This is a genomic window from Dyella psychrodurans, assembly GCF_003363265.1.
GTDB classification, from domain to species: Bacteria; Pseudomonadota; Gammaproteobacteria; order Xanthomonadales; family Rhodanobacteraceae; genus Dyella_B; species Dyella_B psychrodurans.
The window spans coordinates 480,690-491,806 of sequence record NZ_QRBF01000003.1 but is presented as its reverse complement, the minus strand read 5'-3'; the positions used below and the strand labels follow the sequence as shown (position 1 = coordinate 491,806).

Here is an 11,117-nt window from a genome sequence, read left to right as displayed (position 1 = left end):
GTTGCGCTGCGGCATGTCGTCGACCCTAAGGCAGGCCTTGACGGTGTGTCAATCATTTTTTTATGAAAATTTTTCCCAATTGCCAATTCGTTCGCGTACGGACGGCTGGACGTCCATATGTACCAACACATTTCGCATTTATTCGTTTCAAAAGAAACCAATAAAAAAGTTGCCATGCATGTTCCTGATCGATGTTTTGCGTGTGTTTTGTACGTCATGGCGTGGCCAAAGGACGATCAGCATCACGATAAATGCAGGCGAGTGTGCGCAATGAGGTGGACTAATCTCCCGCTACACGATCCTCACCTGGCTCGTAGCAACATGCGTTTCATCCGACAGGGCATCGACCCGTTTCAAGCCAAGGCTTGCCAGTGCGAGTGGCCGCGGCCGCAGTGGATTGAGCCCTGCGAGGGACTCGCTACCATGGCGTCATGAATGTTCCCAACTTACCGATGCCCCACCGTCTGGCCCGGCGCTTGTTGCCACTGGGCCGTTCCGTGCGCCCGAAGCTGGACGCGCTGCACGCCTTTGCGGTGCCGGCAGACCGTATCCGGGTTCTGAATGGACCGGCTGCGTTTCGCGAGACATTGCTGGCGCTGATCGCGCAGGCGAGGCGGCGGATCGTCATCGTGGCGCTGTATCTGCAGGACGACGATGCCGGCCGCGAGGTGTTGGACGCACTATATGCCGCGCACAAGGCCAACCCCGCGCTCGAAGTGGAGGTTTACGTCGATTGGCACCGCGCCCGGCGCGGCCTGATCGGCAAGGCGGCCAGCGAAGGCAATGGCGCGATGTATCGCCACTATGCCGCACAGTTCGGCGACGGCGTCGCGATCTACGGCGTGCCGGTGCAGAACCGCGAGTTGTTCGGCGTGCTGCATCTGAAGGGCTTTGTGATCGACGATAAGGTGCTGTACAGCGGTGCCAGCATCAATGACGTGTATCTGGCGCGACATGGGCGCTACCGGCTCGATCGCTATCATCTGCTGCACCATGCGGGGCTCGCCGACAGCCTTGCGGGGTTCGTGCATCGGCACCTTCGCAGCAACGAGGCTGTGATCCGATTGGATCAACAGCCCTTGCCGTCCACCCGCGATCTGCAAAATCCGGTAAGGCATCTGCGGCGGGAATTGCAGCACGCGCAGTATCAGGTGCCGCGCGAACCGTTGCCGGAAGTCGCGGTAGCGGTGACGCCGCTGGTCGGCTTCGGCCGCAGCGACAATCAGCTCAACGAGGTGCTGCTGGCGCTGTTGCGCGGTGCGCGTCGACGCGTCGTGCTGTTCACGCCTTACTTCAATCTGCCCAGGCCCGTGCGCACGGTGCTGGGCCATCTGCTGCGTCGCGGGTGCACCATCGACATCATGGTGGGCGACAAGACCGCGAACGATTTCTACATTCCGCCGAGTGAGCCTTTCCGCAAGATCGGATTGTTGCCGTATCTATACGAAAGCAATCTTCGCCGCTTTGCACGGCTTCATCGCACACACATCGAGCGCGGCCAGCTGAACATCTGGCTGTGGCGCGATGGCGACAACAGCTATCACTTGAAAGGATTGTTGATCGACGACGAGATTGCCGTCGTCACCGGTAACAATCTCAATCCTCGCGCGTGGGCGCTCGACTTGGAAAACGGTCTGCTGCTGCGCGATCCGTCCCGCTTGCTGACGGCGCGACATGAAGCGGAGTGGATGGCATTGCGTCGTCACGCCACGCGGCTGGACGATTACTACGCACTCGATAACCCGCGCCACTATCCGCGCGACGTGCGTACATTGCTGCGCCGACTCAGCCGGGTGCGACTGGATCGTCTGCTCAATCGCCTGCTTTGAGCGGGCTAAGAGTCGCTAACAAAACTACTGCGCGGCCGCCAGGCGGGCGCGGTCGGTGCTCGGAATCCTCATGTACACCCCAGTACACTCCGGTTCCTGCGCGCCGCCCGCACCCACCTGACGACCGCTCGCTACGTTTTGTTAGCGGCTCTGAGCCTCGCCAGGCGCATCTCCAGCCAGCGCGACACGTCGGGCCATTCGCTGGCAATGATCGAGTAGCACACCGTATCGCGTAGCGTGCCGTCCGGGCGACGCTTATGGGCGCGCAGCACACCGTCGCGGCGGGCGCCGAGGCGTTCTATGGCGCGTTGCGAATCGAGGTTGCGCCCATCCGTGTGGAATTCCACCGCGACGCATTGCAGGGTTTCGAAGGCGTGCTGAAGCAACAGGCGTTTGCACGCGGTGTTCAGATGGCTTTTCTGCCAGCGCCTGGCGTACCACGTGTAGCCGATGGCGATGCGCGGCAACGCGGGATCGAATTCGTAGAAGCGGCTGGTGCCGACGATATCGCCACTGCTTTTTTCGCGCACCGCGAACGGCAGCATGGCGTTGGCGGCGAGGCCGTCCAGCGCCTTTTCGATATACGCCCGTGCCTGCCCGGGAGCGGGAGCGCTGGTGAACCACAGTTCCCAGAGCTTGCCGTCCGCGGCGGCGGCCTCCAGAGAAGGGGCGTGGTGCAGGCCGAGGGGTTCGAGCAGGACGTGTTCGTCCTGAAGGGAGACCGGGGTCAGGGTGGGCATCGGATCAGGCGTCGAGGTCGGGGATCAGCTTGCTTTCCAGCCGCGCGATGGTGTCTTTCAACAGCAGCTTGCGCTTCTTCATGCGGGTGATCTGCAGTTCGTCGCTGCCGAGCGAAGCTGCCAGCTTTTCGATCGCCGCATCCAGGTCGCGATGCTCCTGGCGCAGTTCGGCCAGCAGATGGACGATCTGAGACGGATCCTGGGCCTGCATGGGCGCAATCAATCGCAAGGGCGGCGGAAGATAGACAATTGTAGCGCGCCGGAATGGCGAGGGAGAGGCGGGTACACTATGCGCTTGCCCGCCCGACGCTCCAGCCATGTCCGCCCATCCCGACGTCATTCAACCTGAAACGACCCGCAAGCAGGCCTACGAGGCCGGCAAGCTGGCCAAACGCCTGCGCCATCAGGTGGGTCAGGCGGTCGCCGACTTCAACATGATCGAAGACGGCGACAAGGTGATGGCGTGCCTGTCCGGCGGCAAGGACTCGTACACGATGCTGGACATCCTGCTGTCGCTGCAGGCGAAGGCACCGGTGCGCTTCGAACTGATCGCGGTGAATCTCGATCAGAAGCAACCGGGCTTTCCCGAGCACGTGCTGCCGCAGTACCTCACCGAACGCGGCGTACCGTTTCACATTATCGAGCAGGATACTTACAGCACCGTGACGCGGGTCATTCCCGAGGGCAAGACCATGTGCAGCCTGTGTTCGCGGCTGCGCCGCGGCGCGCTGTACGCGTGGGCGGTGGCCAACGGCGTCACGAAGATCGCGCTGGGGCATCACCGCGACGACATTCTCGGGACGTTTTTCCTGAATCTGTTCTATCAGGCGAGTCTGAAGGCGATGCCGCCGAAGTTGCGTTCGGACGATGGACGCCACGTCGTCATCCGGCCGCTGGCTTACTGCAAGGAAAGCGACATCGCCGATTACGCGGCGTACAGGCAGTTTCCGATCATTCCCTGTAACCTCTGCGGTTCGCAGGAGAATCTGCAGCGCAAGGCGGTCAGTCGCATGTTGCACGAGTGGGAGCGCCAGAACCCGGGGCGCAGCGAAACCATTTTTCGCGCGCTCGGGAATGTGGCACCCTCGCAGCTTGCCGATCGTCAGCTGTTCGACTTCGCGAACCTGGGTTCGCGCGAAGGCGCCCAGCGTGCCGATGCGCATGGCTGGCTGGCGGGAGCCGAAGGCGAGAACAACCATTAATATTACGGCGGACGTTTAGACGTCCATCTATCCATCTATCACATCGAGTAAAGCCGTGTCCCTCTTTGCATCCGTTGAAATGACCCCGGGCGATCCGATCCTGGGCCTCACCGAAGCATTCGTGGCCGATACGCGTCCCGGCAAGGTCAACCTGGGCGTGGGCATCTATTACGACGAAAGCGGCCGCATTCCGCTGCTGCGCGCCGTGCGCGAAGTGGAAGAGGCGCTGGCGCGCGAGGCCAAGCCGCGCGGTTATCTGCCGATCGACGGCCTGGCGGCGTACAACCAGGCCACGCAGAAGCTGGTGTTCGGCGCGGATTCGCCGTTGCTGGCGGCCGGCCGCGTCGCGACCTCGCAGACCGTGGGCGGCAGCGGTGCGCTGCGCGTCGGCGCGGAACTGCTGCGCAATGCGCTGCCGAAAGCCAAGGTCGCGATCAGCACGCCGAGTTGGGAAAACCATCGCGTGGTGTTCGCCGCGGCGGGATTCGAAGTGCTCGATTACGCGTATTACAACGCCGCTACGCACGGTCTCGATTTCGCCGGCATGCTGGCCGATCTGGGCAAGCTCGAGCCCGGCACCGTGGTGCTGTTGCACGCGTGCTGCCACAACCCCACGGGCGTGGATCTCACCGTCGAGCAGTGGAAGCAGGTGGTTGCGCTGGTCAAGGATCGCGGCCTGATGCCTTTCATCGACATGGCGTATCAGGGCTTCGACAAGGGCATCGACGCGGATGCGGCGGCGGTGCGCCTGTTCGCCGAATCGGGCATTGAGTCGTTCGTGGTCGCCAACTCGTATTCCAAGTCGTTCTCGCTGTACGGCGAGCGCGTGGGTGCGTTGTCCGTGGTGGGTGCCCATCGCGAAGAAGCGCTGCGCGTGCAGTCGCTGGTCAAGCGCATCATCCGCTCGATCTATTCCAGTCCGTCCACGCATGGCGGCGCACTGGTGGCCGGCGTGCTCAACAGCAACGAGTTGCGCGCGCTATGGGAGCAGGAATTGACCGAGATGCGCGAGCGCATTCACGCGATGCGCGCAGGCATGGTGGAAAAGCTGGCCGCGAACGGTGCGCCGCAATTCGGCTTCATCCAGAAGCAGGCGGGCATGTTCTCTTATTCCGGTCTCAGCAAAGCGCAGGTGGACAAGCTGCGTGAAGAGCATGCCATCTATGCGATCGGCACGGGCCGCATCTGCGTGGCTGCGTTGAATCGTAGCAACCTCGACAACGTCGTCGCGGCGGTCACCGCCGTCATTCGTTAACACTCCATCTCGCCGCGACTCTTCCTCCCCTGCGCGAAGCAGGGAGAGGAGTCGGAGCGAAATTGCGCTGCTTGTTCGAGCGCAGTAACCAAGACAAGGTCTTCATGTTTTTTCGCAACCTTACGCTGTTCCGTTTTTCCCCCGCTGTTGCCGAAGATCTGAAACGCCTCGATGAAGCGCTGGGCGAGCATCGTCTGCGCCCGTGCGGCCCATTGGAAATGGGCACGCGCGGTTTCGTGCCGCCGGTCGGCCGTGGCGAGGATGCTGCGATGACGCATGCGGTAAACGCGTGCACGCTGCTGACGGTCGGTAGTGAAGAAAAGCTCTTGCCCGCAGCGGTGGTCAACGACGAGTTGCAGCGCAAAGTGCAGAAGATCGCCGAAGAAGAAGGCCGCAAGGTCGGCGGCCGCGAGCGCAAGCGCATCAAGGAAGATCTGCTCACCGAATTGCTGCCGCGCGCTTTCGTGCGCAGCTCGCGCATGTCCGCCTATGTCGATCGCAAGCATGGTTGGCTGGTGCTCGACACGGCGAGTCGCAAGTCCGCTGAAAATGCGCTCACGCAGGTGCGCGAGGCGCTCGGCAGTTTTCCCGCCGTGCCGCTTGCGCCCGAAGAAGGCCCGCGCGTGTTGATGACCGATTGGCTCGCCAACGGCAAGCTGCCCGGTGGGCTCGTGCTGGGCGACGAATGCGAACTGCGCGATCCGGCAACGGCCACCGGTGCCATTGCGCGCTGCCGCCGTCAGGATCTCGATGCGGAAGAAGTGAAGGAGCACCTGCGCAATGGCAAGCAAGTGTTCCAGTTGGGCCTGGTGTTCGACGATCGCATCAGCTTCGTGCTGGGCGAAGACCTGGTCATCCGCAAGCTGAAATTCCTCGACGCAGTGCTCGATGAGCTGGGCGACGGCCAGCAGGACGCCGCCGCCGAAATGGACGCCCGGTTCGCCCTTTTGACCCTGGAACTGGAGCGTCTGCTGGCCAAACTGGAGGAATGGTTCGGCCTTCCCCGTCCCAAGGACGGTTGAGACGCGCGCCAGATAGGGCTTCCGGCGAGGCAGGCAAAAAAGCCCTTGCGTAGGGGCCCCGCCGCCCCACATCCTGCTCGGGACCCGGGGATCGTTTTGGCCCCCGGCGGTAGTACCGAAGGGCAGGATCATGGCGTATCTCGACGGCGACTGGCTGGAGCTGGCAACCCCCAGCGGCAACACGATTCGCGTGCTCAAAGCGGCGCACCCGCGGGCGCGCCGGCTGCGTCTTACCGTGTCGCCGAAAGGTGCGCGCATCACGTATCCGCAGGGCACGCATCCGTCGCAGGTCAATGCGTTCCTGCGTCACAACGCGGACTGGCTGGAAAGGAAACTCGACGAGCTCAATCTCGTCGTCGAACCGTTGCCTCCGCTGCGTGTCGGTGCGCCGATCGAATTTCCCTTGCGTGGCGAGATTGCGACGCTGGATTGGGCCGAAGGCGCCTACCCGCGCGTCGTTGCGTATGACGGGGCGCTCACGCTGGAAATTCCGCGTCCGCACAGCCGTGCGCTGCCGGTTGCGCGGGGCCTGTTGGCGTCGTACTTCGAAACGCAGATCCGCCGCGATGTATCTCGCTGGCTGGCCGGTTACGTCCCGCAACTCGGCCTTGCGCCGACGGCGTTGCGCATTCGCCCCATGAAGAGTTTGTGGGGCAGCCTCGACACGCGCGATCGCATCAATCTCGATCTCGCGCTCGCGCTCGCGCCTCCCGCTGCTTTGCGTTACGTGCTTGCACACGAACTGTGCCATCTGAAAGTACGCAACCACTCGCCGCGCTTCTGGGCACATGTCGAATCCATCTTTCCGGATTGGCGCGAACAGCGCGACTGGCTGCGCCAGAACGGTGCAACGCTGAAGGCCGAGCTGGACCGGCTGATCGCCGACGTCGCCGACTGAACATCGCGTCATACGGGGAGCGGACATGCGCCACTTCTTCTGTACATTGCAGCCGCCACGCGCAACGTTCCCTGCCGATATCACACCCGAAGAATCCGCGTTGATGCAATCGCATGCCAACTATTGGCGCGAACGCATGAAGGAAGGTTACGCCGTGGTGTTCGGTCCGGTCGCCGATCCGAAGGGCGCATACGGCATTCTCGTGCTGCAACTGCCCGACGATGTATCGCCCGAGTCGCTGGTGCACGAAGATCCTGTCTGCAAAGCCAACCTGGGGTTCCAGTTCGACATCCATCCGATGCGCGCCGTGTTGCCGCAGCAGGGATAAACTGAAGCCCTTCACCAAGAGGGGTGGGCGATGTCGATTCCGTTCGGGTATCTGTTCGGCGGTATGTGGCTGCTCTGGCTCGCGTACTGGGGGATCAGTGCGCTTCACGTAAAACGCGCCGTGCGCGTTGAATCAGGACTGTCGCGTTTCGGCAAATACATGCTGCCGTTGATGGTGGCGGTATTGCTGCTGCAAAACATTCGCGCATTTCACGGCACTTTTCTGGACGAGCGCTTCGTGCCCGAAAAAGGGTGGGTCGTGTGGCTGGGCTTTTTGTTGACCGTCGCCGGCCTCGCCTTCTCTTGCTGGGCACGCGTTGCGCTGGGCCGCAACTGGAGCGGGGTGGTGCAGCTGAAGCAGGACCACGAGTTGATCGTGCGCGGTCCCTACAGTCTCGTGCGGCATCCCATTTATACGGGTCTTCTGCTTGCTTTCTTCGGCACGGCGTTGGCCATTGGCCTATGGCGTGCATTGCTTGCGACCGTGATTGTCGGGTTCTCGTTCTGGCGCAAACTGCGACTGGAGGAGCGCTGGCTGTGCGAGCTGTTTGGTCAGCAATACCGCGACTACATGCAAAGGGTAAAGGCATTGGTGCCTTGGGTGATCTGACACGCCTGCGCAATCAATTGCGATGCGTCTGCCGCAAACTTCATGTGCACTTCACGTCGCCGGAACCGGTCGCAACACCTCCGAGCTTGCGTCGTCCAAGATGGCAGGCTGATGGCTTGATACGAGCGGTGCCATCTGGCTTTCCAGCGCAGATGGCGTCGGTATCCTGCGGGACTTCAGGCGCGTACCCCGGACATCAGTGCGCCAGCGCAAAGCTGGTCAGCGCCTGCGCGAATTCCTTGGGCTTTTCCAATTGCGGCATGTGATTGCAGCCGTTGAAAATGCTGGTGCTGATGGAAGGTGCATGCGTGAGGCCGTCGCGCAGGCTTTCCAATGCGGATATGTCGATGATCTTGTCGTCGCGGCACCACAGGCCCAGCGTCGGCATGGTCAGTTTGTCGAGGCGATTCTGCAGTGACGACACCTGCGAATCTTCGCGCAGTTCCTTGAACGTGCTTTCGATGAACGCGCGGTTGGCGATGTTTTCCTTGATGAAGACATCGATGAAGCGTCCGGGAATGTCCGGCACATGCTCGAACGCCAGCGCGGTGGCGCGCTCGAAGCCCGGGCGGTCGTTGTAAATAAAGGGATCGGTGCCGGCCATCGCTTCCTTGGCGAAGTCGTTTTCCTTGAACTTCAGGCCGAACGAATCGATCAGGGCCAATTCGGCGATGTCATTCGGATGTTCCGCGGCATACACGCCGGCGATCGCGCCGCCCATCGAATGCCCCACGATCAGCGCATGTTGAAGATGCAGCGTCTGGATGAAGTCGTTCAGACGGTCCGCCTGGTTGTCGATGTTGTAGCTGGCATTGGGAATGCGGGACGATTCGCCCCAGCCCGGCAGGTCGGGGATGACGACATGGAAGTGCGCCGTGAGTAGCGGCGCGACTTTCAGCCACACTTCCTTGTTCGCGACAAAGCCGTGCAGCAGGATGATGGTCGGTCCTTGGCCGCCTTCGTAATACACCCACTGCGTGTCGCCGGCCTGCACGGAATGCTTCTCCAGCTGCGCATTCATCGCCTCGCGCATGTAGCTGGCCTTGATCAGCCACTGCGGTGCGAACAGATAACTGCCGCCCAGCACGACGATCAGCAGCGCAACGACAATGCCGATGAATTTAAGCCGGCGTATCAACATGCGCTGCCACAAAGGACGGGCATTGGGGTTTGGTGGTGTGCTCATCGTAAAAATGCTCGCGCGTAGACGGAACTTTATTCGTCATCCCGGCGCAGGCCGGAATGACGAGCTGTATCAAACTTCAATGCTTGCCGGACTTCGCTTTCGCAAACAACGCTTCCACGGCTTGTTGCGTCAAGGGGTGATAGCCATCCTTCGCCTTCGCATACACCTGCTCGGCAAAAGCGAGACCGTCCGGCGTCTTGCTCAGCGCCACGTAGACAGGCATGGTCAGATACAGGCGGCCGATGCGCGTCATGTGCTCGGCGGCGGCCGGCCACACGGCCTTGTCGCCCGCGGCGATGGCATGTACGTACCAGCGCATGCCGATTTCCGCGTTCGGCGTGCCGGTGAGGTGCCATGCGGCGTCGATGGCTTGCATCTTATCCAGCGACGGCGTGGCCGGCATGCCGTCGAGGAAATACATCCATTCCTGCGTGTTCCAGCCTTTCGCGTCCAGTTGGTCGGCAGTCGATGTGCCGGCGAGGAAAGCGCTGCGTTCCTTGTCGATGGCATCGAAGCGCGGTGAATCGGGAATCGGCGCATCCTTCGGAATGCCGGCGCCGTAGACCCAATCCTGCACTTCATCCCAACTCATTTTGCCGGGGTACTTGTCGATCAGGTTCGGCTTGAGGAAATCCAGCATCTGTTCGGTGGTGATGCTCTGGAATGCGAAGTGATTGAAGTAGCTCTTGAGATAATTGTCGAAGGTCTCGCGGCCGTAGCGTTGCTCAAGCGTGCGCAGGAACCACGAGCCTTTGTTGTAAGCGACGTCTGAGAGCGAATCGTCGGCGTCGATGCCCCCGGGCTTGGGAGCAAGACGCTGCGCATTCGCCGGCATCGTGCCGATTTCCCGCTGCAAGGTGTGGATGTCGAGCAGCGCTTCTTCATCGGCCTGGCGCTTGCCGTACAGCGCTTCGGTGATACGGCCCTGCACGTAAGTGGTTACGCCTTCGTTGAGCCAGATGTCGCGCCACGATGCGGCGGTCACCAGGTTGCCGGACCACGAGTGCGCCAATTCATGCGCGACCAGCGAGACCAGGCTCTTGTCGCCCACCAGTACGGTCGGCGTGGCGAAGGTCATGTTCGGATTTTCCATGCCGCCATACGGGAAGCTCGGCGGCAGCACGAGAATGTCGTAACGGCCCCAGCGATACGGGCCGTAGAGCTTCTCGGCGGTCTGGATCATCTTCTCGGTGTCTTCAAACTCATGCGCTGCCTTGCCGACTACTGAAGGCTCCGCATACACCGCCGAACGCGCACCGGTTTCGTTCACATCCAGATCGCCCGCGGCAATCGCCAGCAGGTAGGACGGGATCGGATGCGCCTGGTGGAAGCTGAAGTCGCCGTTCAACGGATGCTTCGGATCGTTGGGAGCGCTCATCGCCACGCGCGCATCCTGCGGCGCGGTGACGTGCGCGTCGTACGTGAAGCGGACGGCCGGCGAATCCTGCAGCGGCACCCACGAGCGGGCGTGAATGGATTCCGATTGCGAGAACATGAAAGGCTGCTTCTTGTCCGCCGTCTGTGCGGGCGGCAGCCATTGCAGGCCCGATGCATCGGGCGATGTGGTGTAGACGATGCGCACTTCATGCGGTCGCTGCGGCGTCTGGATGGACAGCTTGCTGCCCAGCTGCTTGTCGCGCGGCGCCAGCGCGTACTGCAACGCCGATGTCTTGCCCTTCGCGTCGACGGCCTCCACGCTGGCGATCGTCAGGTCGCGCGTGTCGAGCACCAGCGAGGTTGCCTTGGCATCCTTCCAGTCCAGCGCCAGCGTGGCCTGGCCGTCGAGCTGGCGGTGCGGGAAGTCCAGCGCCAGCTTCAGATCCAGATGAGTGACGCGCACTTCGTCGGGCTGGGCGTAGGAATAGGGATCGTTGGCATAGGCGGCCACGGGCAATAGCAGGGCGCCAAGGGCCAGGGTGCGGAGCGGGGACATCTGCGACTTCCGGAGGGTTTTGGGAGCGGCGAGTATGCCACTCCCATCCCCTTCCTGCCCCGTGGCGGAAGTCCGTCAGGGCAGTTCAGGCGCTGTGGGGGCGTCCGGATACGAC

At 62.1% G+C, this 11,117-nt stretch carries 10 protein-coding genes, 1 other RNA gene and 1 pseudogene; 8 read left to right on the top strand and 4 right to left on the bottom strand.

Features of this window, described 5'->3' with window-relative positions; all coding sequences use genetic code 11:
- The first annotated feature begins 431 nt into the window (after positions 1 to 431).
- Together pssA and DWU99_RS11275 are read left to right on the top strand one after the other, a co-directional pair.
- On the top strand, positions 432 to 1,829 hold the full coding sequence (gene pssA, locus DWU99_RS11280; RefSeq protein WP_115478109.1) for a CDP-diacylglycerol--serine O-phosphatidyltransferase: 1,398 nt from the start codon (positions 432 to 434) through the stop codon (positions 1,827 to 1,829).
- 70 nt (positions 1,830 to 1,899) lie between these two features.
- A non-coding RNA gene (locus tag DWU99_RS11275) (sX9 sRNA) lies at positions 1,900 to 1,976 on the top strand.
- Between the two features lie 5 nt (positions 1,977 to 1,981).
- Here DWU99_RS11275 and DWU99_RS11270 read toward each other — a convergent pair.
- Both DWU99_RS11270 and DWU99_RS11265 read right to left on the bottom strand, forming a co-directional pair.
- Positions 1,982 to 2,569: pseudogene (locus DWU99_RS11270) on the bottom strand (GNAT family N-acetyltransferase); the annotation flags it as partial.
- A 4-nt stretch (positions 2,570 to 2,573) separates the two neighbouring features.
- The gene (locus tag DWU99_RS11265) at positions 2,574 to 2,780 is read right to left on the bottom strand and encodes a YdcH family protein (protein WP_115478108.1); all 207 of its coding nucleotides are present in this window, start codon (positions 2,778 to 2,780) and stop codon (positions 2,574 to 2,576) included.
- 106 nt (positions 2,781 to 2,886) lie between these two features.
- Between DWU99_RS11265 and ttcA the strand changes: the two genes are divergently transcribed.
- The 6 genes from ttcA (at position 2,887) to DWU99_RS11235 (ending at position 7,883) form a co-directional block, all read left to right on the top strand.
- Positions 2,887 to 3,771, top strand: a complete 885-nt coding sequence (ttcA, locus tag DWU99_RS11260; protein ID WP_115478107.1) for a tRNA 2-thiocytidine(32) synthetase TtcA — start codon at positions 2,887 to 2,889, stop codon at positions 3,769 to 3,771.
- Between the two features lie 55 nt (positions 3,772 to 3,826).
- The gene (locus tag DWU99_RS11255) at positions 3,827 to 5,026 is read left to right on the top strand and encodes an amino acid aminotransferase (protein WP_115478106.1); all 1,200 of its coding nucleotides are present in this window, start codon (positions 3,827 to 3,829) and stop codon (positions 5,024 to 5,026) included.
- Between the two features lie 104 nt (positions 5,027 to 5,130).
- Positions 5,131 to 6,048, top strand: a complete 918-nt coding sequence (locus DWU99_RS11250) for a recombination-associated protein RdgC (protein ID WP_115478202.1) — start codon at positions 5,131 to 5,133, stop codon at positions 6,046 to 6,048.
- Positions 6,049 to 6,178: 130 nt separating this feature from the next.
- Complete coding sequence (locus DWU99_RS11245; protein WP_233511052.1) at positions 6,179 to 6,946, top strand: M48 family metallopeptidase; 768 nt, start codon at positions 6,179 to 6,181, stop codon at positions 6,944 to 6,946.
- A 25-nt stretch (positions 6,947 to 6,971) separates the two neighbouring features.
- On the top strand, positions 6,972 to 7,274 hold the full coding sequence (locus DWU99_RS11240) for a YciI family protein (protein ID WP_115478104.1): 303 nt from the start codon (positions 6,972 to 6,974) through the stop codon (positions 7,272 to 7,274).
- A 30-nt stretch (positions 7,275 to 7,304) separates the two neighbouring features.
- On the top strand, positions 7,305 to 7,883 hold the full coding sequence (locus DWU99_RS11235; RefSeq protein WP_115478103.1) for a methyltransferase family protein: 579 nt from the start codon (positions 7,305 to 7,307) through the stop codon (positions 7,881 to 7,883).
- Positions 7,884 to 8,079: 196 nt separating this feature from the next.
- On the opposite strand, the gene DWU99_RS11230 is transcribed toward DWU99_RS11235, so the two are convergent.
- Both DWU99_RS11230 and DWU99_RS11225 read right to left on the bottom strand, forming a co-directional pair.
- The gene (locus DWU99_RS11230) at positions 8,080 to 9,069 is read right to left on the bottom strand and encodes an alpha/beta fold hydrolase (RefSeq protein WP_233511050.1); all 990 of its coding nucleotides are present in this window, start codon (positions 9,067 to 9,069) and stop codon (positions 8,080 to 8,082) included.
- A 76-nt stretch (positions 9,070 to 9,145) separates the two neighbouring features.
- Positions 9,146 to 11,002 carry a M1 family metallopeptidase gene (locus DWU99_RS11225; protein WP_115478101.1) on the bottom strand — a complete coding sequence of 619 codons (1,857 nt, stop codon included), beginning with the start codon at positions 11,000 to 11,002 and terminating at the stop codon, positions 9,146 to 9,148.
- Positions 11,003 to 11,117 lie beyond the last annotated feature (115 nt).